Consider the following 23,041-nt stretch of genomic DNA (forward strand, 5'->3'; position numbering starts at 1 on the left):
GTCAGACAAACGCCGTCTTACTTGTTGGGATTTACCATTAAACTACGAGTGAAAGGTTATGTAATGTAATCAGCCGCTCGATCACGAACAAAATGGTGAAAACGGCGACCGGACTTTCCGCAATTTCTCCCAATCTACGAAAACTGTATTTCTTGGATAATCCTCTGAACATAATGCATAAAGCTGATATCAAAATGATCCATATGCCCGAGCGAATCATCAAGTTGTAATGGTCTACAGACTCGCTCAATAGAGACATCAGCGCATTTTGCTCTGTTGCTAAATTGTGAGCCAATTTCGCCAATTGGGCATCAGTCATTGAAGCCTCCGCTTCAATCATGGATACATTATGACCTAGCACAATGAGCCTATCTAAATCAGCCAAAGAGTAAGGGAAGCCGTATTCGGAAAATTTCTGGAGGAGCACTTGATCTTGACCAATCAACAATTCAACTTCATGCGCTACCAGCCCACTCCAAATTTGCAGCACAGCCCACGCGGAAAAACAAACGAGAACAGGCACAATAAATACGATTCGCATAGACCAGAGGCCGTATTTAATCTTTGACACTTCAGTGTTTTGCTTATTTAACATATCGTTCCCTAAATCTAGTTGGTGTGAAATGTTAATATATTAGATTATTCATTTATAAACAATAGCAAGGAAATATAAAGATAGATGCTAGTTTATGGTAATTTCTTTGGGTGTGTGTTATGCTTGTATCTCGAATCTAGTAACAGATTAAACACACACTCATTATTTGCTTGGGGGCAAACATGAAATTAACCACTCAACAAAAGTCGGCTTTAAATCAAGAAGTAAGTCGCACACTGAATATCGTGGATATACCGGAAAAGGCAGACTTTAAACGTCACTTTGAGGCGATGAGAACGTTTGAAGAAAAGGCAGAATACGTTAAATCTGTCTTCAATTGTTTTGGGCTTACGTTGTGCACAGAATCACGAGCACTGAATGGAAACATCCTGTTTACTGTTGTCTTTGCAGAAGGGGCGAAGATCGATGTGATGTATTCTGAATCAACCCAATCGAAAATCACTCTTTCGGTTTCTACTTCGAAAGAGTACTACCATTTGAGCCACAATCGTGGGTTACCTGAGATGGCGTCGTTCAAAACATCGGTAAGTTTGAATCGTGAGCCAGCTGCGATATTTAATACGCTTGTTGGTCAAGCCCGTGAGTTTGCATTGGAGCACTATGCAAAGGAGCAAGAGCACTTTGCTGGAATTCAGAAATCCATAGAAGAGGCGACTTTTGAGTTCCACACCATTTTGACATTAATGAACAATGCCAACATCGAACATTTCGAAAAAGCACTTCATGAATTACAACGTCCTATTTCGCATGAAATCAAAGTCTATTCTAAGACGCACAAAATGAAGCCCACAGGTAACTCATTTATTGATTCCATTTCTTCAATCCGCTACAACCCAAAGACTTTCCGATACGTTGTTGTGTACCGTCCAACTGAAATTAATGCGGTTGCAATGGAAGGGCTCAACCTCTCTGAGCGTTACAGTGCAACCAAGGGGAACAATGGAGAGTCAGTGATTGAGCTTCAATTCTCTGAAGGCGGTCTTTGCATCGACTTTATCACTCTTGGTGTGGAATCAGCGTGCGACAGAATCATCAATGCTTATCGAGATGAGTTCTCTGACATTCTAACCCTGGAGAACCCTGAACCGGTTTCAAAAGGCGCAGTTACTGCCGCGAAACAAAAAATGAAGCAGCTCGGCCTAGGGTCGCAAGTTTCGGTCCTGCTTGATAAAGGGTCTGTCTGGGATGGCAACGGGGCTGGTGAATGGCTACCAGCAATGGTGTTTATCACTAATAGCGAAATTGAGAAGGTCGCTCCAGCACCTCTTTTACTTGATCACAAAGAATCACCAGTCAATCAACCTGTTCATTGATCACTAATTAGGCTGGTGGCTGTTAAGGGAGAGCCACCAGAACACTTACGTTATATGCGAATCGGTCTATTCAGACATAAGAGAGGGAACATGATATTTATTTATGCATTATTCATTACTGCCAGTACTAGTTTACTTTCAGGTGAGCTTCACGACTTTGTCACTGAATTTCGAGCTCCGATATATTTTGTGGCCGTTGTAGTTGGTGTGGCTATGAGCTCTTTAATGCTGATTATTAGACACCATTATGGGTACAAATGTGAAAAGCCATTATTGGTGTCGGCGTATATTGTTTTGGGTGGTTTTGGAATACCATTTGCTATTATGGCAACACACACGAGAGGTGAGTTTGCACAATACACGTTCGGTAATGAAATGATCTCGTTGTTTGTGTTGGTTTTTTACCTTGTAATGGGATTCTCGGGCAGGCGTGATACAAACAAGAGTGTCAGCTCAACTTAAATGACAGAGCCTCAACTCACGGCGGAGCTTGTTAAGCTTCGCCGTTTTTCTCTCCAGTTATCAGGCCATTGCATTTCCTACGCATTCCGAGGCCCACCCTCCCATGCTATCACCTTTGCAGATCCCTAACGCTCGCACCTCACGAAGGGCTCTATATGCTCGTACCTCGCTTGATGATGCCAATGGGGTGCAAAGCCTCGCGCCAACCAAAGACACGGTTGTCACGGGCTTTGCAGAGCTTCCCATTGGAAAAGAATCTATTAGCTCAAGGCTGTTTGTCCACCAGCGCATTTCCAGTGCCAACGGTGAAGCGCATTGTCACAGGAAACTGCAGAGCTGCTGGTGGCCATAGTAATGAGCTCGGCTGCGCCTCGGTGAAAAGCGTTTCAACGCTTGCCAAAACGGCTTCGCCTGGGCAAGCTAAGAGCACCCTCTTTGAGCCCTATTGTGCCTCCTTTGTGCGGCGCTAAGTCAATGAATTTATTTAGATATTTCAGTTGCTAGTTTATGGTATTTTATTGCTTAAAGGCTTATAATTATACATAGGTTGTTAGTATTCAATTGCTTGGGGGCGATTATGATTAAGGTTTTAGAAAAGGCGGTGTCGATGCATCGCAATAAGTTGAGAGTGTATTTTGACGGTCAGTATTTAAAAAATGCTGGCTTCGTCGGTGGGGCGTCTTTTAGCTTACAGTCTGATACGGCGAAGAAACAGATCAAGCTTGTTTTAGACAAGCTCGGTGGTCGAACTGTTACAAACGGCAAAAGAAACGGTAACTTAAGACCCGTTATCGACCTTAAACACGATGACCTTGCGGTATTCGGCGATCGCGCAAAAGCGTATGTCCGAGATGGTGAGATCCTTATCATGGAAATGCACACCGAGGCAGAGATAGAAGAGCGTGAAAACCGACTCTTGCAATGCGTCGAATCAAAACAGCCTCTTACTCAATTGCACTATGATTTTGACGCTAAGCACGTACACCTATCTAAAGGGATAGACTGCTCAGATCCTGTTGCACTTTTTGGACTTCAGAAATCAGCTCCAAAGGCGGAGGTTGTCAAACTCTCTGGCTCCATCGAAGCAAATTATGACTATTACCTTGGATTTGCTGCATGCAAAACCACTCGACCAGCCATCATCGACCTATCTCAGGCGAAGATCAATGAGTCGTTACTTGCGGCACTGCGCTTGAGCTTTGAGAACATGGGTTACCTACACGATGATGAGCACAAAGCCTTTATCTCCCGTGGCATCAGCAAAGACATTGGTTTACATGTTTCGACTCAAGGCAATAACGTTTTCTACAATGTTGTTGATGTCGTGTCCAATTGGAAGGAAAGAGCCATCAAAGAGCGTTCAGAGAGAGTCCTTAAAGAGCACAAACAAAATAAACCTGTGTATGTAACCGGCGTCTTCCATGGCTTCGGTGTGCTGTGTGCAAGTATTTCGCAAGGGCTGAAGCGAGCCAACCTTCACCCGTTCCACAAAGTCGCTGTGGAAATCAACGAAAAGTATTTCAATGTTAGCCTCGCGAACAATCCAATTTGGGAAACGAGTCATAAAGAAGAGCAGTTCGCTATCTGTATGCCGATTCAAAACGTGGACATGTCAAACGGGGCAATCCGTAGCACAATCAACACAGCAGGTATCCCTTGTGAGGGAAGTTCGATTTCGGGCGTTAGTAAGAACGGTAACAAGTCCGCAGAAATGCATACCGTCACTGGGGCCTGTTTTCTAGATTGGCTTAACTGGCAGAACGTCACCAACTGCTTAATCACACAGTTTGAAAACGTTGAACCCTACAAAAACACGATGTCATACGCAGTGATCAAAGATACGTTACAGCATGTCTTTGGCTATCAGGTGGTGTTGACGAGCCTAAAAGGGCAAGATTTTGGAGCTCTGGAACACCGTAAGCGCCTGTGCTGCATTGGGTTTTGCGAATCGATGGACATCACCCCTGATGAACACCAACCGAATGATTATGAACTCACTTACGAAGGTCGTCATTTAAAAGACATTCTAGAGCCAGTTCCACTCGATGATCCTAGCTATAAGCCTTATACGCACTTAGTCGAGAAGGAAAAAAGAGACATCGAAGCAGGCAAGGGTTTCCGCCTTCAGTGGTTGGATGAAATGGCACAAAAAGTCGGCGTAATTGGTAAGGGCTATGCGCGGGCTCGCGGCTCTGAGCCCTACTTAAAAAATGCGCTGAACTCAAAGTTAGTGCGTCTCTTTACTACTAAAGAGCACGCAAGAGTTAAGCAGATCCCTGAACGATTTGTAGAAGGGTGCAACAAGACATTGGCGCACGAGGGGCTAGGGCAATCGGTCATCTATACCGCGTTTTCTTGGGTGGGCGAGTGGATTGGGAAGTGCCTCAATCATTACTTTGCGCAAAACATCAATACGAACTACAGCATTGCTGCATAAGGAACATGACATGACAACAGCAAAATCAATGTTAACTGAACATCTTAAAAATTCAACAATTCGCCCGTCGTCTTATGCACCTTCGATGGAGATGATAAACGGTCACCACAGCGCGGTGTTTTGCGGTAATGTGCCTGTCTTCTTATGTGGTCCAGCAAAGTGTAAAAAATCTAATATGGAAGCAAAGCGTTTAGCGGATAGCCCCGAATTTAAATTAGCTTTGGAGTTCCTTAACATTGAGGGAAAAATCAAAGCAGGGACGCTATTTGGTGCCGAGCTCGACTGGGAGCAGCGTTATGAATGTATCGCGGTGTCTAAGTCTGGTGTTATCGAGCTTTTTGATGCTCAGTCACAGCTTATCGGTGTCAACCTAACTCAATCTCGCGAATTATCGATCGTACTTAGTGTTAACTCAGAGCTGGCGAAGATTTTCGACAGCCAGTGTCCTGAACTTGATGACGGGATCACTCTTGGGCAAGTTGTTAAACAGGAAACCGGCACTACGATTTAATTACTTATTTATCGTTTAAGGGCTGTTTACCAGCTCTTAAACGACTCTCCCTTATCAGGCCATTGCATTTCCTACGCACGCCGAGGCCCACCCCTGCCCACGATTACCTTTGCTCGCTCTAATGTTCGTGCCTCACGTAGAGCTGTGGTGCTCGTACCTCGCAATAATGAAGCCAATAGGGCAAACCCACGCGCCAAGCAAAAAGACGCTTGTCACGCGGCTATGCAGTGATCCTATTGGAAAAGAATTTGTTAGCTCAAGGCTGTTTGTCCACCTGCAGCACTCCCAGTGCCAACGATGAAGCGCATTGTCACAGGGAAGTGCAGAGCCGTTGGTGGCCAGAAGGATTTGGCTTCGCCAAGCTAAAGGCGTTTCAACGCTTCCCCCCGACGGCTTCGCCTGGGGGAGCTAAGAGCGACCCTCTTTTGAGCCCTATTGTGTCGCCTTTGTCCGTGCCACAGTCAACAACTATACTTGTGTTTGTTTGGTGCTAATTTATGGTAATAAATGTCTGTTTCTGCTATGATGGACGGAGTTAAACAAAGGGAAGGGGAACAGGAAATGGTAAAGTTTACAGCAGATGATTTGGTCGCTGAAGTGACAGAAACACTCACTCATAAAACAGGTCGAACGTACAATGGCGAGCAAGAGATCAAAGTAAGCCTAATTGGACAAGTCGGCGAGCAAAAGTTGGCGTACTTTGAAGATAGAAGCCGCTTAGTCGATGGAGTTGTGCTGGTTGACCGATTTGACGGTCATTCAGTAATGCGTCAATACGATCTAACACAATACACACACTTACCATTTGACGAGAAAGAGCGTTTAAATATAAAGCCTTTCTCTTAAACTGATTCTCAACAGGTGTTTACCCTGTTGAGATGCTCTCCCTTATCAGGCCATTGCATTTCCTACGCACGCCGAGGCCCACCCCTGCCCACGATTACCTTTGCTCGCTCTACCGTTCGTGCCTCACGTAGAGCTGATGTGCTCGTACCTCGCAATAATGAAACCAATAGGGCAAACCCCCGCGCCAAGCAAAAAGACGCTTGTCACGCGGCTATGCAGCACTCCTATTGGAGAAGAGTTTGTTAGCTCAAGGCTGTTTGGCCACCACCCGCATTCCCAGTGCCAACGGTGGAGCGCATTGTCACAGGGAAGTGCAGAGTCGCTGGGGGCCAAAAGGATTTGGCTTCGCCAAGCTAAGAGCTTTTTAACGCATTCCCACGAGACGGCTTCGCCTTGGGAAAGCTAAGAGCTCCCCTCTTTCGAGCCCTATTGTGCCTCCTTTGTCCGCGCCAAATTCAACAACTATAATTACACCTGTGAGGTGCTAGTTTATGGTAAATAATTGCAATTTCTGCTATATTTATGGTTCAGGTTTAGTTGATAAGGGGTTGTTATGACAAAGAAAATTTACCCATACGAGCTGGCTGAAATTGTTGCTGGGTTACTGATTAATCCAGAGCTGTTTGGTGAGCTTGAAACAGAGGAAAAGTTCATGTCATTCATGGATGACATTGGCTCTATTGTTGCGCGTCATTGTGGGGGCAATATTGTGGGGATTAGCAAACCGGAAGCTGATGGAGATCTACTCAGTAGCAAATACCACATGCCAATGCTGTCCGTTGAACCTTGCACCGACTTACCTGACATTAGCTCCAGTGTTTGGAGCCATTACGATCCCTATGGTTGGGAAGATATCGATGAAGAGCTTTATGGGGAACTGATCATTCCAGAAAAAAAACAAACGGTCGCTTTTCGTCGCAGCGTTCAGCTGCTCTTGACAGTAAACAATCCTATCTGTTGGGAATTGAAGTTCTATATCCGAGATTACCACACCGACATTGATGACGCTCAAGTCATGAAAATCTTTGAAACCAAGCGTGCTGCACTGGTGGCGATGGCTCTGTATTTGACTGCCCGGATGGACTTTACCGAATGCCCATTGTTGCCAACTCAGCTTGCTCATGCAGATCAAACCGAAAAGGCGAAATACGTCGGTGGGCTGACGGAACAAGAGTTAGAAAACCTAATTGACCATCAGATGGCGGTCATCAATGAGGATGACCATTTGGAAGGGAACTATCAAATCGCTTTGGTACAGGGCGAAATTTAATACAAGACATATGCTTGGGGGCAATAAAGTATGTTGATTAAGAAACCATTACTTATCATCCCGTGTTCGGGGTCGAAGAAAGCTCATGCTTGCCGTGCATTTGATATGTACGAAGGCGAGCTGTTTAAGCTTCTCAGAGCGAATCATGAATCACCGACTCAGGTGTTTGAGATCTTCATCTTAAGCGCGGAACTTGGGCTTGTTCATGCGGATAAGGTAATTGAGCCGTATGATAGAAAAATGCACTCACGTAAATGCCAAGCAGACATGCAGGCATACGCTGACCGCCATCGTCGTGCGTTTAATCAGGCATTGAAGCCGTTCTATAACGATGACCGAGACATATATGTCTGTTTGTTTAACGATTACTTGGCGGCGTTTGAGGCGATTATTCAAGGAGGTGCCAAAACTGAGAAAGATAAGCGAAAGCGTAGTAGTGAGTTCTTCAATAAGTTTGACTACCGCTACATGTCGGAAAAGGCGATTGGAATCGGTGATCTTAAAGGACGACTAAAGCGATGCTTGTTAAGCGCCACGAAAGACTCGCACAAAGAGCCTGTTTGGTTTCGTAGCGGTATCGCGAACCGTTCTGAGCTTGGTTACCTTGCTGGTGGCCAGGACTTAGGAACCACGCTTGCACGCGTGAATACAAGTAAATCAACAGACCTAATGGCCGCCCTTATTGAAGCCACAAAGAACGTTAAGCTATTCATCGATAACGGGCTGATCACGTTAGTGAATAAAGGTCATGAAATTGATGATATGTGGGTATTCGATGAGTATGAAAAGATCATTAATTCCTTGCCTCGTAAGCAACTCAAAAACATCAGTATCGTCGTTCCAGATGACCCGTTTCACCCTCAGAATGCCATCGACATTGTGAAGCGTCACAAGAAGAGAATCTTGAAATGGAGTCATTTAGTAGAGGTCATCGTTCCTATTCATCGCTGTGACGATATCCGAAAGCAGGCACTCGATACATGGGCCGTGTTGGGTTACAGCCCAAAAGTCCGCTTAGGGATCCCATGCCTCAAAAACAGCACCATTGATTTTGAACTGCCGCTCGCTGATATCAATGCACTTCTAGCCTTAAAGAACCCGAAGAAGAATGCGGCCCTGATTCAAAAAGTACATTTCTTTGCAATGAGTGAATACACGGATTCCTACAAGCTTAAACCACGCCTGACCCTTGCTCGAATGTATGATGTTGACGTCTCGCTTGATTGTGCGCGTACTGCTGCGCTGTTTGGCCATAAGACAAGTAAGAGATATGGGAGTGTTGTTGCTGCTGAGCTGACCAATGCACATGTCGAGAAACACATGCCTTCATCAAAGCAATATCAAGCTTATTCCTATCAAGATGAGTTCTACCAAGCTGACCACTCCCCCCTTGTTTCAGACGAGCTCTATGATTTGCTGATAGACAAACTCAATGCAGAAGCCGTCATTGAGTTTTACGGCCTGTATAACGCTTTACTTTCAGACCACACGATGCTTCAGATGCCTATGCCAGATGAAGATGATTGCGAAGAAGCGGTGAAGCACATGTGGCAAATGTTAGGTCATAGAGCTGTTCGTGAAGCGCTCTTTGAGGTGCAGAAACGAATCAACCCGTTAGCATTTCGATATTGGGTCGATGATCTGGTCAAATTCGAACCAGAAGAATGTCGATTCAGAGCGATCCAAGAAACCAACTTAACTCCCAAACCCAGTAAGAGTGGAATTGTGGTAGAAGGTGAAAAAATACCCGTTCAACTGCCGCTCTTGTTAGATAGCCGAGCCGCCTAAATGAAAAGGAAGATCATGAAATTCAACCCAGTTACTGTGCCACATGAAAAAAAGTATGTACCTAAAGCCAAACCGCCAGGAGTCACCATTCGCAGCGGTGTGTTCACGCTGAACAACCGGGCGATCATTCTTCTGAGTGAAATCTATGGTGGAATTGGTTTTACTTTGCAGCTCTATCTCTCTGAGTGTGAAAACTACATTGCGTTTTCGCCAAAGAAACCAATGCAAGAGATCACTGGTATTTCGAAGAGCGTTTCTTCAAGTCCAACCTACCACAAGATTTCAAGGCCCCCATTTAATGCGATTCATGTAGAGCTAGAGCGTCAAGGTAAACTACTTGTCGGCAAATTGTTCCCCGACACCGATCATTCTCTATAGACTCACCATCCATTTTACTCACAGAAGTTATTCTGTGAGTCGCTCTCCCTTATCAGGCCATTGCATTTCCTACGCACGCCGAGGCCCACCCCTGCCCACGATTACCTTTGCTCGCTCTAACGCTCGTACCTCACGTAGAGCTGTAATGCTCGTACCTCGCAATAATGAAGCCAATAGGGCAAACCCTCGCGCCAAGCAAAAAGACGCTTGTCACGCGGCTATGCAGTATTCCTATTGGGAAAGAATTTGTTAGCTCAAGGCTGTTTGTCCACCAGCCGCATTCCCAGTGCCAACGATGAAGCGCATTGTCACGGGGAAGTGCAGAACCGCTGGTGGCCAAGAGGCATTGGCTTCGCCAAGCTAAGATCTTTTCAACGCTTTCTCCCGAGACGGCTTCGCCTTGGGAAAGCTAAAAGCAACCCTCTTTCGAGCCCTATTGTGCCTCCTTTGTCCGCGCCAAAGTCAAACACTATAACTGCATTTATTTGATGCTAGTTTATGGTAATTAATGGCGGAAGTGGTATACTTATCTAAGTGGGAAGGCATAAGGAATTGGACCGATGCGAGATAGAACAATCCCGAGTTTCATTGATGCGGTAAAGCCTGTTTTTATTCGCTTGATGAAGAAGAAAGCTGAATTTAGACAGCTTGATATTTGCGCTTTGAATTCTGAAGACGTTAAAGAGGTTGTCGAAGGGTACATTTCTCAAATTCATGAGCTTGAAAAGCAAGTGCTAATGGCCTGGGCTGAGTCAACCAAAGATATTAATCCTGGACTAGCTGACAGTGTTGAGCGAGGGACCATTCGGTTTGTTCCTGCAAAATACGATTATCTGAAACGAGTACTTAATTTAGAGGATCAATGCCAATGCAATTACATGTCTTAAATGCGCTTGCCCTGTTTGCAGTGGTCTATAAGGCTAATCTAGTGCTTGATGATTTTGAGGGCACTGACGAAGGGATAGAACTTGAGAATATGGCCTTTCAATACATGGAGAATGCAGGCTTTGATGTGGAGCAAGCTGCCATTGACCTTCACAAAGCTGACGTCTTTGAGCGTACAAGGCACATGTTTAAAGTCATCACTAGTGACTACCTAAAAGGTGGCGAAGCGGATGAGCCCACCTACGTGCGTATTGACTCCCCCTCAAAGGTAGATTTAGTTATTCACCTACGACTCAACCCGGATGTCATTTCAGATCTGTACATTCGAGTAGGCAGCTTATCTGAAGTGGAGGGCATGAACTGGTTTAAAGAAGAGGCCAAAGCTCAGATTAAAGCGCTCAATGTGTTTGAGGGAGTCATGAACATTGAACAAGACGGGGATTTAGTTTTTCGAATTAAGTAACACGCCAACATCGGCACCAAACCATTAATCAATTGCTTGGGGGCAATATCATGGGAATTTTACAGAAGATTGGTACAGCATTGGAGCTGTGCGGCATTACTAAACACGCAACCGATCAACGCATGCTTGACCGTTGGCTTGTCAATATCGGTGGATACAACATGGATGCAACAGCCATTAGTGCTATGTTGATGCAGTTCAATGATAGCCTTGACCGATACCAGACCATCAAAAAAGGCAACGTCGAGCGTCTATTGAAATGGCTATTTATGACGTCGTTGAGCCCACAAAATCGTGCATTTAATCCCCTTTGCTTCGGTATCTTTGACCCGGACTCTGAATCAACCGATGTCATTGATTGGCTTTTAGAGCTGAAAGCTGAAGGTTCGACGGATTATGACGTACTGGTCGATGCCTATGATGCGCTCTACAGAACGTTTGACGCCAACGTTCGCTATGTGGCGCGTGATAATGATGAGTTGAATGGGATTGAAATCGTGCAGAACCCCAACTTCTCTGAGCGTTACCGCAGCGTAAACGGACACAGCCTCGTAGAAATCATGGTTTACAGCCTGTTTGTGTGTCACGAGTCTCTTGGCAGCAGTGCTCTTAATGAAGAAGCGATGAAGATGTTCGTAGCAATTCATAGCGCTTTACGAAACGGTCAAACACTGACTGAACTCGCCGGAAAACTACCAAGTGATACCACTCTTTTGAAGATCATTAAGTTAGGCGCGTCAGGGTTAAATAACATGAAGACTTCGCACCCAACAACTTTTGCCATGCAGAAAAATGGGGTAACCGGGGATTTTTTCATGAAGGCGCAAACGTATGAACGTGCTTTTGATGAAGAGAGATTTGCGCCTGATAACGATGGCCAAACATCTTTTGCAGTTCGTATGAAGCAGGTGTTGACCGACAAGCTGACTTATAAGGCGCTAGATAGCGACGGCAAGGAAGCAAAATTCTTTCTCTACAACGGCAATCTAGCAATCATCACACGGGGCAAGAATGGTGAGTACTTCAGCACGTCAGCACGCAAAATTGTCTCTATACGTATTCTAGAGAGCGAAACCGACGAGCAGCGCCAAATGGTCGCTTGGAAAAACGACATTAAGACTACGGCAAAATTCAATCGACTAGCTATGAAGTCGACGTTTAGTAATCACTTCATTGATACTTGTCGCTATTCAGACCCGCTTGTCTGCCCTTACAAGAACAACATCACTTCAGGTACTCGTATTGATGGCCAAGTTATCTCGGTTGAGACCGTCGCGAAAGCAGCAGGGTACGAAGGCAAAGCGATTCAAGACTCCGTCGCTAAGATGGAGAAATACAGCAGCTCTCGTTTTTCCTTTCAAGGCTATGATGGATCCGCAAGCGTCGAAACAACCTCCCTTGGTGATATGTGCGGGTATTTCAGTAAGGAGTACAAAGGTTGCGCTAATGGCTACTACTACATCTTGATTAACCAAAATTCCTTCATCGGTATTGATATCGATTAATAGACAGGTTGGAGTTAAAAAATCATGATAACTAGATACTACGCTGCCCAAGCGCATTGTGAGCCACCAGAGAGTCCCTTTGTTCTAGTGGGTGAAATTGTTAATCATTATTCAACAGGAACTCAATATGTCGATGTATATTCAGATGATCCAAAAAAAGATATTCATTCACTTTTGCTTAATCCTAGCTTTAAATTAGCTTCAAAATTTAAGCCCACTGTAATGAAGAACGGTGTTGAGTGTTATCTTAAACTGCATAGAAAATACAACGAGCGTCTTAATGTTTATTTAATAGTTCCACGGGAAAAGCCTTCTATTGATATAGGTGACCGCCTCACAGTCTTATGCCCGGATGAAGTGCGAAATATGACCCTTAAGAGTATTTCGAACCTTTAGTTCCGAGGTCCAGGGTATATCTGACAATAGTTAAGAGGTGAAAGCGTGAAACAAATTGCAACTATTAAGGCTTCAGCGTCGCACAACGCGCATTGGTTCGAGGCCAAGAGAGAGGAGCTAGATAAAGCTTTTGGGAAAAGTACTATTGATAACTTAATTACTGAACTTGGTAACGGCAAAACTTCTTCGAACAATATGTCTGTTCAGACAGCCAAAGGCATAATGGAGCATGCAGAAGTTCAACTGACCATTGATTATCATGAGTGGGTAGCAATTGGTAAGCCGTCAGATAGCTTAAGATTTTATGCAATTAAGTTTTGCCTACAATCAGAACCGGTGGCTTTTCCTTGATAATTCAAGCTTGTTAGTGTCAAAAAAGGAGCCTTGAAGGCTCCTTTTTAAATGGCTTACTCAAACTTTCGATAAAGTAAGTAAGTTGCAAGCAGGGACACCAGGATTAAAACAACTTCAACACCATGCGATATGGCATCCACGTAAAATATGTTGATCAGTGGGAGAGCAGCAGCCATGGCTATGGTTGGTAAAGCGAGAAGAATGCTTCTAACAGGATCTAAGGTCGAAAACCAAAGGGGTACCAGTGGGATCAATGAGTACATTTGGCTGCCAATAAGATCCACTAATTGTGAAAAAGTAAGGCCTGATATTTCACAAATAAGTAAGGGCAAGCCTAAAACCACCCCAATGGCCCATGAAGCGGCAGACATAATCATTTGTTGTGCACTTGGTGTTTCCTGAGTATTCATATTCCCTTATCCAATGCTGTGAATTCATACAGCACTATAATCACTGATTATGAATTGTTCAACTCTCCAGTTATCAGGCCATTGCATTTCCTACGCATTCCGAGGCCCACCCTCCCATGCTATTACCTTTGCAGATCCCTAACGCTCGTACCTCACGAAGGGCTCTATATGCTCGTACCTCGCTTGATGATGCCAATGGGGTGCAAAGCCTCGCGCCAACCCAAAAGACGGTTGTCACGGGCTTTGCAGGGCTCCCCATTGGAAAAGAAATTTGCTTCGCTCAAGGCTGACTGTCCACCAGCCGCATTTCCAGTGCCAACGATAGGGCGCATTGTCACAGGAAACTGCAGAAACTCTGGTGGCCAGAAGGATTTGGCTTCGCCAAGCCAAGAGCTTTTTAACGCTTCCCCCGAGACGGCTTCGCCTTGGGAAAGCTAAGAGCAACCCTCTTTCGAGCCCTATTGTGTCCACTTTGTCCGCGCCAAAGTCAAACGATATAATTGCATTTATTTAGTGCTAATTTATGGTAATTAGTGAGGGGTTTTACTATAATTAAAACAGTTGGGAAACAATGGGTTACCAACGATTTAAATGCTTGGGGGCATGTATGACAAAGAAATTATTTTTATACAGCTTGGCTGTAATGTGGTTGCCGTTGTTTGCGGAGTTTTTCGGACTAGTGAGTGTTGATTTCGCTTTTGTCGCTTTCCACACAGGCTTAATGATGTTGGTGATCACAGCTTTCATTGTTCCATTTTTCCATTTAGGGAAGTCTAAAGTCAGTCGAAATGAAAACAATGGAGAGCATGCTCATGAGTAAATATGAAGCGATGACGCAGAAGGAAGCCAATGAATTAAAAACTTGGCTGATCATAGCATATAAGATGCTGAACACACTCGGCAGTATTTCCTTTGTTCGTCAGATTGCAAAGCCTTGGGATACCACAATTGGCTTGAATCCTGGAGCGCTTAAAGTGATTGAGAATAAAGCCTCAAAGGACTTTATTAAAAAGTGGGAACAATATAACAACGACCTACCAGAAGCTGTTGCTTTTCTGGATTGGTTTGTTGCAAAGACGGGCCTTAAATTGACCGCCAAAGAGAAAGGTGGTTTGTTGCGCACATTTGGTGTGGAAGAATGCTCAAACTTACTCGATCTTTTGTATAAACACACGGCCATTGAAAACCCCTGGGAGCATCAAACAGGCCGATTCAAATATCACGAGCTTTTACACGCGTTCGTTAATTACAAGATGGCGCAAGTTGCGTTGACAGACCAACTGCAGCCGCGCACAAACGAGATCTTCAAGCAAATGCTAGGTACCAAACCACCCGAGTTTTTCCAGAGGGGGGTGCTATCAGATCTTTTTGTTAGCGATAATTTGGATGAATATGAAGTGAATCCAAAAGGAATGATCTTAAGATGCAACAAGTCTCGATTATCAACATTTCGAATCAACACTTCTGAAGTGGTTTCAAACGACCCAGAGTTTGAGTACTACGAATTGCAGGGATAAGGACCGAATTGGTTGGGCACGTAGCCCGACCAATGGTGCTCTCCAGTTATCAGGCCACTGCGTTTCCTAAGCATACCGAGGCCCACCCGCCCATGCTTTACCTTTGCCCGCTCAACCGTTCGTACCTCACGCTGAGCTGAAGCTCGTACCTCGCATAATGAAGCCAATGGGGTGCAAAGCCTTGCGCCAACCAAAAAGACGGTTGTCACGGGCTTAGCAGATTTCCCCATTGGAAAAGAATTCGTTAGCTCAAGGCTGTTTGACCACCATCAGCATTCCCAGTGCCAACGGTGGAGCGCATTGTCACGGGGAAGTGCAGAGCCGCTGGTGGCCAAAAGGAATTGGCTTCGCCAAGCTAAGAGCTTTTTAACGCTTCCCCCGAGACGGCTTCGCCTTGGGAAAGCTAAGTGCGACCCTCTCTCGAGCCCTATTGTGACTACTTTGTCCGCTGAAATGCAAGCATTATAATTCACTATTAATTGGTGCTAACATATGGTAATTATTCTGTGGGGTGCTATAATTAAAACAGTTGGAAAACAAAGTGTTAACCACGAAATCAATGCTTGGGGGCATGTATGAGTAATTTAAAACACACAAAGAAATCACAGAAGGCTTTTGATGAGCTGAAAGCCATGGGCGCACCGGTTCTTCGCAATGAGTGGGGTGGGTACTTCGAAGTGTCAGCAGAGTCTAACGACACTGAGACATGGGCTGAATACTACCCATGTTTTAGTTTTGCCCCGTTCATTAACGATAAGATCACCAAGGTACTGGATAAGCACGGCCTGCATGCTGAGTGGCACAACCCAGGAGTACTTTGTATCTACGACTAAGACAACGCGCTGGGCAGCCAAGCTGCTCAGCGATAACTCTCCCTTATCAGGCCATTGCATTTCCTACGCACGCCGAGGCCCACCCCTGCCCACGATTACCTTTGCTCGCTCTAACGCTCGTGCCTCACGTAGAGCTGTGATGCTCGTACCTCGCCATAATGAAGCCAATAGGGCAAACCCTCGCGCCAAGCAAAAAGACGCTTGTCACGCGGCTGTGCAGTATTCCTATTGGAAAAGATTCTGTTAGCTCAAGGCTGTTTGTCCACCAACTGCATTCCCAGTGCCAACGATGGTACGCATTGTCACAGGGAAGTGCAGAATCACTGGTGGCCAAAAGGATTTGGCTTCGCCAAGCAAAAGCTTTTCAACGCTTCCCACGAGACGGCTTCGCCTTGGGAAAGCTCAGAGCGACCCTCTTTCGAGCCCTATTGTGCCTCCTTTGTCCGTACCAAAGTCAACAAGTTTAATTGCGTTTATTTGGTGCTAATTTATGGTATTAAATGGTTGAAATTGATAAAATACAATAAGTTACTTAGGAGGATTTATGGATATTGAGAACGCAACAAAAGCAAAAGATTTGGCATCACTGCTTCTTGACCCAAATGTGTTAGGTTCGACCATTGAGGGGGTATGTGTACTCCTTGCCGCAATCATTCCATCCATTATTGGATATGTGATTTTCAATAAATGGCAGGAGAAAAAGCAAAATGACGTGCTTACTTTGCGCTTGGCGCGACAAGTACAATTTTTTCAAGCCGTTGAGCAAGTTGCGATTCGTGAGCCTAACTTAACTCAGCGCTCTATTCGCTTGAAAGTAAAGGAAGAGTTCAACCTCATCCCGTATGACCAATTCACACCGAAGAAACTTGAACGCCTGATCGAGAATTATGAACAGCGCAGTGATGAGCTGGTACCCACTGAGCAGTAAACAGCACCTCCCGAAAGGGAGGTGTCTGACACTCCGTTAAAAGGGGAACCCTTCGCACACTGTGACCCACCCACCCGTGCTATACCCTTTGGCTTATGGCACTCGTTCCTCCTGCCATAAGTACGCGCAACGCGCACAGAGCATAGATGATGGAAACCATCATTATGCTCCGTGCGCCGATGTTGCACTTCTGTTTGTTTCGTTCAAGACTGCTGCTCAATCGAAGCAGTAGTGACAGCCAGCAAACACACGCTGGCATCCCTCCTGCAGAAATCGATTGAGCAAATGAAGTCGGCTTCGCCTTAGCTAAAACTTTTCAACGCTTTTTATTAACGGCTTCGCCTAAAAAAGCTAAGAGCACCCTCTTTTGAGCCCTATTGTGTCACCTTTGTCCGTGCAAAAGTCAACAGAATTAATCACGTTTATTGCGTGCTAATTTATGGTAATTAATTGGGGTTCTGCTATACTTAAATAGTTGAAAAACAGTTAGTTAATCACTCAATAATGCTTGGGGGCATGTATGAAAAATAATCGAGTAAATGCGCTATCTAAAACGGCGATTAAGTCATTAGCGAAGCAGCTAGACCAATCTACAAAGCTTGACGTTGAGGGCTGTGAGGCGCTCGCGATTGCGGTACTTCAAGGCAAAATTAAAGTGGAGGCTCATAGCGATACGTTTTGGCGATATGAAGACCTTGCAGGGGATGTGTTCTGTCCAAAGGTTAATCACGATCGTTGCCCAGAGCAACTCAAACGCGAAGAACGCAATTTTAAGGCTCGGATCCGCCGTGCAGGGGTTTTCTTTGTAGAAGCTTCTTACTGGACTGGTCGTGAATGGGAGTCTCAAACTGGCATTCAAGATAACGTGATTTGTGGATTTGTTGGCAATGACTTCATCGGCTCCGGTTATGAGTTCCAAATGCTTCAATCCGCGCTTGATGCGTATAACGCGCAATCATTGGATGGTGATGGCTTTGTCATCGACCCAATGCGCGACAATGGCACAGATGAGGTGGCGGCATGAACAATTTCAAACCCAACTCTTTACCCGCCTGGATGCTCCGCCAGAAAAATATCCAGCGTTGGTCACTCATGAGTTCAGAAAATCGCGACAATGATGCAGAACATTCGTTTGAAGTGGCGGTGATTGCACACACGATCGCATCCTACGGTGTGGCGCTATTCAACCGCGAATACTGCCCTAATGAAATCGGCATGATGGCACTGTTTCATGAGCTGAGCGAGGCTTGTGGAGTCGGCGATATACCGAGTCCTTTGAAATACAGCAACCCAGCGCTTACCACTGCAATCAAAGAGATTGAGCATGACGTTGAAGTGAGAGTGAGTAAAACCGTTATTCCTGAGTTGCATGGACGGTTTGAGAGGCTAGTCGTGCATGAAGCCCAACCGCCATTAGAGAAAGCGATCGTTAAAGCTGCCGATGACATTTGCGCTTATCTGTTTTGTACTCGTGAGCTAGCGAGTAATACAGACGAGTTTTTAAAAGCGTTTACAAAATTGAGCAAAAAGCTTGATATGACACGCTCCAAGCTGCCTGAAGTGGAGAAGTTCTTTGAGCTTAACTTTGAACTTTGTAACCAATCATTAGATAACCTGATAGAGGATGAATAAACCATGGATGCTCTTCACGCCCTTATTAAAAAATCGAACTACCTCTCGCAAGGTGCCGAATGTTTGTTAAACGTTTTGGATAACGAAAACCGAGCGACACATAACAAACAAGCCATCATTGAATTCGCAACCAATAATGGCTTTAGCCCAGCTATCCTTGATTGGTTAAATAGCCTTGAGTCTAAAGAGTATTACGTGGCTGGTTTAGATGAAGCTATCGACAATAATACGAATGGTGAGGATGAATTTGATCTTGAATTTCGAATCGGTGAGGTCGAATTTGGTCACAAGGTCGTAGAAGAGCGTCATAGCAGCGGATACGTGTTCGTTGGCGAATATCATACCCACCGCTCTCTGAATGTCGAACCTGGCGAAGATGAGACGGAGCTGATCAAGTTCACGGACGAGATCATTGAATTTGCCATTGAGAATTTCAAAGGCGGAACATTCAAAGATCAGGAACTGGGGTCAGTGCCCGAAATTGATGCGTTTGAGAAAGCTCTGCTAGAGCAGGGTGTGACAAAGTTAATACCACTCCTTTACCAACACCACAGAGTCACTCAACCACAGCGCCAAGAAGTAAGGGCTGCTTTTGATGACATGATGACATTCATTGCTGCTAACACGGCTAATTTGACGAAAGGTGAAGACGGTGAATACGCACTAGATTGCCCCGTTTGGACGTACTTACTCGGCGACGTAGTCTTGAATGATGACATGCCGAATAATCAAGCGTTGGTCAATGTATTGGCTGTCCACAAGCTGGCTAAAAAATTGGAGTTCGAGGAACTTGTTTGGTTGATCAGCGACGAATTGAAACTCAACGTTCCTCTTGCGTATTTCTCTGAATGGTTCGATGGCTTGCTTGAACAGTATCGCGCTATCTATAAACTTCGAAATACGATACCGGTTGTGACTGCTTGATGTTTGAATAAGCTTACATTCCCATCCACAATGGTAAAGCCCGTAGCAAATGCTCCGGGCTTTTTTTGTCTCTCAACCCGACGATATTAAGGTGTAGATATCGCGCTCTCCAGTTATCAGGCCATTGCATTTCCTAAGCATACCGAGGCCCACCCGCCCATGCTTTACCTTTGCAGAGCCCTAACGCTCGTATCTCACGAAGGGCTCTATGAGCTCGTACCTCGCGTAATGAAGCCAATGGGGTGCAAAGCCTCGCGCCAACCAAAAAGACGGTTGTCACGGGCTTAGCAGAGCTCCCCATTGGAAAAGAATCTGTTTGCTCAAGGCTGTTTGTCCACCAGCCGCATTCCCAGTGCCAACGGTGGAGCGCGTTGTCACAGGGAAGTGCAGGTCAGCTGGTGGTCAAGAGGAATTGGCTTCGCCAAGCTAAGCGCTTTTCAACGCTTACTCCCGAGACGGCTTCGCCTGGAGCAAGCTAAGAGCAACCCTCTTTCAAGCCCTATTGTGCTGCCTTTGTCCGCACCAAAGTCAACAACTATAATTGTGTTTAATTTGTGCTAGTTTATGGTAATAAATTGGTTTTTTTATATAATTACTATGTGCGGTGAGGAAATCTTCACCATTATTTCAATTGCTTGGGGGCAATGCTATGGGTATTCATTTTCCAATAGAAAACAGAAGTGAGTTTAATCAAGTTATGAAGCAGATCCGCGCAGCGGATGTGATTGCCGAATTGATTTATGACTGCGGTTCAACTGCGGATACAAAAGGCGATAGTACAAAAGATCGCTACCGCACACACACTTTTAAACAAGGTTGCCGAGCGACTTCAATCAAAGAGAGCATGTCGACCGTTGCGATTGTTTCCGCTCCCATTGACTTAAGTCTTGAGCGTCAAGTATTCACATTGAGCTGTACAACAGGTTCAACACCGTTCAATGAGGTGCCGTTCTTCATTTGGCTAGAACGCGAAGACAAGAAATTCAATCTACCTGGTATCTATAAAGAAGACTTGTACGGATTTTTAGACTCTATTGGCTATGATCGCGTTCGCCACAAAATTTCCTCAGAGCAAGCCCGCGTCCTTCGTTATGCTCATCAGCAATATTTCTATCTTAAGTTCAACGGGAAGCTAGCTGAAGTAGGGTCAAAGGGGGATGAACCCACAAACGGAGCTCCAGAGAAGACAGAAAGCAAAACAGCGCTTGATGAGTTAGCTTTGTTTACGGCAGACGGCGACACGCTGCACATGCCAAAAGAGCAGCTAGAGTATTACCCACAGATCAAATCATTGCTTTTCAAAGCTGGTGGCGTCTACAAAAAATGCACCTTTGTTTTCAAAGGGAAGTGCGCGGCCACTATTCAAGCGACACTAGTGCAAGGTGAAGTGATCAACGATAAGAAACAGTTTCAAATGTTTTGGACGCCTACAAATCTTGGTCAGAGAGCCATTCGAAAGCTCAACCTTGAGCCTCAACATACATGGTTTGAGCCATCAGCGGGAGCGGGTAACTTAGCGGACTTAGCCTCTGAAATCTCGCCAAATGGGACGTTGGTTGAGATTCATCCTGATAATATCGCAACACTACGTGATAAGGGGTATGACCCGATTCAAGCTGACTTTATGGCTTTTCCGCCACAACAATTTGACCGCATTATTGCTAACCCACCATTCACAGATAATCAAGACGTAGACCACATTATGAAAATGTACACGGATCATCTAGCGACAGGCGGCGAGATGGTGGCGTTCGCGAGTCAATCTTGGCTGATAGGTAGCCAGAAAAAACAGGTAGCGTTTAAAGAGTTCCTTGCAAGTGTCGGTGCCAGCATTGAAAAGTTAGATGAAGAAGAGTTCAAAGAGTCGGGTACATCAGTAAAAACCACGATGATCCACATCCAAAAAGCTTAACAGGCTCCCCAAGCCTTTGCCCCTCCGATGATGGAGGGGCTCACTCGGAGATCTCTAAGATGAATAATATTAAGAACTTTACGCGACTTGCGCAGATGCTTGCCAAACATTTCCCTGTTTTAGAACTTTTCTACTATGCCAAACACAACGACGTATATATGACTTTTAAAGGCGCTTACGAAAACGAGCTATTACATATGCGCGGTATTGAGTCTCAAAAGTTAAAGGTGCTGGCTGGGTTCATTGATGAGTCAGAATTTCAGGCTAATGCAGAGGCGCTGACGGCCAAGTTTGCACAGCTACGTGATCCAACCGTCAAAGCGGCAAGGGAGAATATTGCCTTTTACGAAGAAAAGAAAAACTTACTTTCAAAACATCATTATGACTTTGACATGTATACACGCTTTATTCACGCCAATAAGGCGCTCATTGATGTTTTTACCCAAAGACACACAGGAAGTGAAAATGGACAAGAAACCGCAACACACCTTTGAACTCAGTGGTCTGGGTAGCGCTCCATTCACCATTGTTAAAGCGCAGCCGGGGAATCCTACATTTTTCTGCGAACATTGCGGAACAATGCTAAAGAACCGGTATTTTGTAAAGTCAGCTGAGGGGCGTGTATCAGTAGTCGGTGTGGACTGTTTAAAAAAGACAGGTGATATTGGTTTACTCGAAGGCATTAACCGTCAAAAAGCGATGGAAAAGGCTCGAAAGAGAGAGGAAGAGCATCAAGCAAGGCAGCAAAATCAGCGGCAAATGTATGGTGGTTTAACCTGGGAGGAGAAGAGACTGCAGCTCAAATCAGCTTGGGATACTAGCTTAGGAGCTCTACGGGATTGGATTGAAGATCAAGCGCTATATGAGAGTGCTTGTTCTACCAATTTCGGTGCTGATGTTATGGCTAGTGTTTGTAACGGTGACAAAGTTACTGACAATGCAGTCAAGATCCTTGTTGAGATACGAGCGAAACAGATATCAAAAAGCAGAAAGAACTCGCGAGCCTATAAAGAGAAGTATCCAGAAGCACAGGCTGAATGGGGCGATTTTTTTGCCCAATACAACATCAAGTGCCTGGAGGTTGATTCAAACAAACAAGCATTTCTAGACCATCATCGCTTTTGATTGTCACAATGTTAGAAGGAAATACATGATGAAAAAAGTTCAATTTGTGGGTATCGATTCATTCAATCGCCCGATTTTCAAGTCAATGACAGATAAAGCCCATTACGGCTCAACAGAGACACTTTTCTCATATGACGCGACCGAGTCAGAGGTACTGGAGAAAGTCGGTGCAAATGACTTGAGTTACTTCGGATCAAGATTTGATTGCGAGCCCATGGGGGTTAAGCCACAGCAACCATTAGTGATTGTAGGAGCAAGCTGATTTTCCTTGTCGATGGTATATATCATCGGCAAGTGCTCTCCAGTTATCAGGCCATTGCATTTCCTAAGCATACCGAGGCCCACCCGCCCATGCTTTACCTTTGCAACCTCTACAGCTCGTGCCTCGCTAAGAGGTGTGGTGCTCGTACCTCGCCAAATGAAGCCAATGGGGTGCAAATCCTCGCGCCAACCAAAAAACGGTTGTCACGGGCTTAGCAGATTTCCCCATTGGAAAAGAATTCGTTAGCTCAAGGCTGTTTGTCCACCAGCTGCAT

26 protein-coding genes are annotated in these 23,041 nt (G+C 45.2%); 24 read left to right on the forward strand and 2 right to left on the reverse strand.

Translation table 11 applies throughout. The features are described 5' to 3' along the window. Positions 1-37: 37 nt before the first annotated feature. Positions 38-595 (reverse strand): hypothetical protein, encoded by a 558-nt coding sequence (locus tag OCT63_RS17085; RefSeq protein ID WP_269984124.1) that lies wholly within the window; start codon positions 593-595, stop codon positions 38-40. Positions 596-777: 182 nt separating this feature from the next. Between OCT63_RS17085 and OCT63_RS17090 the strand changes: the two genes are divergently transcribed. From OCT63_RS17090 to OCT63_RS17150, 13 genes are all read left to right on the forward strand, one after another. Next, the gene (locus tag OCT63_RS17090; RefSeq protein ID WP_269984125.1) at positions 778-1,929 is read left to right on the forward strand and encodes a hypothetical protein; all 1,152 of its coding nucleotides are present in this window, start codon (positions 778-780) and stop codon (positions 1,927-1,929) included. A gap of 565 nt (positions 1,930-2,494) precedes the next feature. After that, positions 2,495-2,743: a hypothetical protein gene (locus OCT63_RS17095; RefSeq protein WP_269984126.1), complete on the forward strand. Its 249-nt coding sequence runs from the start codon at positions 2,495-2,497 to the stop codon at positions 2,741-2,743. A gap of 225 nt (positions 2,744-2,968) precedes the next feature. Beyond that, positions 2,969-4,828, forward strand: a complete 1,860-nt coding sequence (locus OCT63_RS17100; RefSeq protein ID WP_269984127.1) for a DNA cytosine methyltransferase — start codon at positions 2,969-2,971, stop codon at positions 4,826-4,828. Between the two features lie 10 nt (positions 4,829-4,838). Next, positions 4,839-5,339: a hypothetical protein gene (locus OCT63_RS17105; protein ID WP_269984128.1), complete on the forward strand. Its 501-nt coding sequence runs from the start codon at positions 4,839-4,841 to the stop codon at positions 5,337-5,339. A gap of 561 nt (positions 5,340-5,900) precedes the next feature. Beyond that, positions 5,901-6,185 carry a hypothetical protein gene (locus OCT63_RS17110; RefSeq protein WP_269984129.1) on the forward strand — a complete coding sequence of 95 codons (285 nt, stop codon included), beginning with the start codon at positions 5,901-5,903 and terminating at the stop codon, positions 6,183-6,185. A gap of 553 nt (positions 6,186-6,738) precedes the next feature. Beyond that, positions 6,739-7,455, forward strand: a complete 717-nt coding sequence (locus tag OCT63_RS17115; protein ID WP_269984130.1) for a hypothetical protein — start codon at positions 6,739-6,741, stop codon at positions 7,453-7,455. A 30-nt stretch (positions 7,456-7,485) separates the two neighbouring features. Next, complete coding sequence (locus OCT63_RS17120) at positions 7,486-9,243, forward strand: DUF6884 domain-containing protein (protein WP_269984131.1); 1,758 nt, start codon at positions 7,486-7,488, stop codon at positions 9,241-9,243. A 15-nt stretch (positions 9,244-9,258) separates the two neighbouring features. Beyond that, positions 9,259-9,621: a hypothetical protein gene (locus OCT63_RS17125; protein ID WP_269984132.1), complete on the forward strand. Its 363-nt coding sequence runs from the start codon at positions 9,259-9,261 to the stop codon at positions 9,619-9,621. A gap of 560 nt (positions 9,622-10,181) precedes the next feature. Next, entirely contained in the window at positions 10,182-10,508 is a 327-nt protein-coding gene (locus OCT63_RS17130; protein ID WP_269984133.1) for a hypothetical protein, read from the forward strand. Continuing rightward, positions 10,490-10,969, forward strand: coding sequence for a hypothetical protein (locus OCT63_RS17135; protein WP_269984134.1), 480 nt, complete (start codon positions 10,490-10,492; stop codon positions 10,967-10,969). Before OCT63_RS17130 ends, OCT63_RS17135 begins: the two co-directional genes overlap by 19 nt. A 50-nt stretch (positions 10,970-11,019) precedes the next feature. Then, complete coding sequence (locus tag OCT63_RS17140; RefSeq protein ID WP_269984135.1) at positions 11,020-12,474, forward strand: hypothetical protein; 1,455 nt, start codon at positions 11,020-11,022, stop codon at positions 12,472-12,474. 24 nt (positions 12,475-12,498) lie between these two features. After that, positions 12,499-12,870 carry a hypothetical protein gene (locus OCT63_RS17145; RefSeq protein WP_269984136.1) on the forward strand — a complete coding sequence of 124 codons (372 nt, stop codon included), beginning with the start codon at positions 12,499-12,501 and terminating at the stop codon, positions 12,868-12,870. A gap of 45 nt (positions 12,871-12,915) precedes the next feature. Further along, complete coding sequence (locus tag OCT63_RS17150) at positions 12,916-13,221, forward strand: hypothetical protein (RefSeq protein WP_269984137.1); 306 nt, start codon at positions 12,916-12,918, stop codon at positions 13,219-13,221. Positions 13,222-13,277: 56 nt separating this feature from the next. Here OCT63_RS17150 and OCT63_RS17155 read toward each other — a convergent pair whose 3' ends face one another. Further along, positions 13,278-13,634, reverse strand: a complete 357-nt coding sequence (locus OCT63_RS17155) for a hypothetical protein (RefSeq protein ID WP_269984138.1) — start codon at positions 13,632-13,634, stop codon at positions 13,278-13,280. 607 nt (positions 13,635-14,241) lie between these two features. Here OCT63_RS17155 and OCT63_RS17160 point away from each other — a divergent pair. The 11 genes from OCT63_RS17160 (at position 14,242) to OCT63_RS17210 (ending at position 22,767) form a co-directional block, all read left to right on the forward strand. After that, positions 14,242-14,454, forward strand: a complete 213-nt coding sequence (locus OCT63_RS17160; protein WP_269984139.1) for a hypothetical protein — start codon at positions 14,242-14,244, stop codon at positions 14,452-14,454. Beyond that, positions 14,447-15,151 (forward strand): hypothetical protein, encoded by a 705-nt coding sequence (locus OCT63_RS17165; RefSeq protein WP_269984140.1) that lies wholly within the window; start codon positions 14,447-14,449, stop codon positions 15,149-15,151. The genes OCT63_RS17160 and OCT63_RS17165 overlap by 8 nt, the downstream gene beginning before the upstream one ends. Positions 15,152-15,726: 575 nt before the next feature. After that, complete coding sequence (locus tag OCT63_RS17170) at positions 15,727-15,984, forward strand: hypothetical protein (RefSeq protein WP_269984141.1); 258 nt, start codon at positions 15,727-15,729, stop codon at positions 15,982-15,984. A gap of 544 nt (positions 15,985-16,528) precedes the next feature. Beyond that, positions 16,529-16,912, forward strand: coding sequence for a hypothetical protein (locus tag OCT63_RS17175; protein WP_269984142.1), 384 nt, complete (start codon positions 16,529-16,531; stop codon positions 16,910-16,912). A gap of 520 nt (positions 16,913-17,432) precedes the next feature. Then, positions 17,433-17,936, forward strand: a complete 504-nt coding sequence (locus OCT63_RS17180) for a hypothetical protein (protein WP_269984143.1) — start codon at positions 17,433-17,435, stop codon at positions 17,934-17,936. Beyond that, positions 17,933-18,544 (forward strand): 5'-deoxynucleotidase, encoded by a 612-nt coding sequence (gene yfbR / locus OCT63_RS17185; protein WP_269984144.1) that lies wholly within the window; start codon positions 17,933-17,935, stop codon positions 18,542-18,544. The genes OCT63_RS17180 and yfbR overlap by 4 nt, the downstream gene beginning before the upstream one ends. Positions 18,545-18,547: 3 nt before the next feature. Beyond that, positions 18,548-19,468: a hypothetical protein gene (locus tag OCT63_RS17190; RefSeq protein WP_269984145.1), complete on the forward strand. Its 921-nt coding sequence runs from the start codon at positions 18,548-18,550 to the stop codon at positions 19,466-19,468. A 649-nt stretch (positions 19,469-20,117) separates the two neighbouring features. Continuing rightward, positions 20,118-21,380: a hypothetical protein gene (locus OCT63_RS17195; protein WP_269984146.1), complete on the forward strand. Its 1,263-nt coding sequence runs from the start codon at positions 20,118-20,120 to the stop codon at positions 21,378-21,380. Positions 21,381-21,439: 59 nt separating this feature from the next. Further along, positions 21,440-21,874, forward strand: a complete 435-nt coding sequence (locus tag OCT63_RS17200) for a hypothetical protein (protein ID WP_269984147.1) — start codon at positions 21,440-21,442, stop codon at positions 21,872-21,874. After that, positions 21,846-22,505 carry a hypothetical protein gene (locus OCT63_RS17205; RefSeq protein ID WP_269984148.1) on the forward strand — a complete coding sequence of 220 codons (660 nt, stop codon included), beginning with the start codon at positions 21,846-21,848 and terminating at the stop codon, positions 22,503-22,505. Before OCT63_RS17200 ends, OCT63_RS17205 begins: the two co-directional genes overlap by 29 nt. Before the next feature lie 25 nt (positions 22,506-22,530). Then, positions 22,531-22,767 (forward strand): hypothetical protein, encoded by a 237-nt coding sequence (locus tag OCT63_RS17210; RefSeq protein ID WP_269984149.1) that lies wholly within the window; start codon positions 22,531-22,533, stop codon positions 22,765-22,767. Positions 22,768-23,041 lie beyond the last annotated feature (274 nt).

The sequence above is a fragment of the Vibrio sp. RW genome, from assembly GCF_027587105.1.
Classification (GTDB): domain Bacteria; phylum Pseudomonadota; class Gammaproteobacteria; order Enterobacterales; family Vibrionaceae; genus Vibrio; species Vibrio toranzoniae.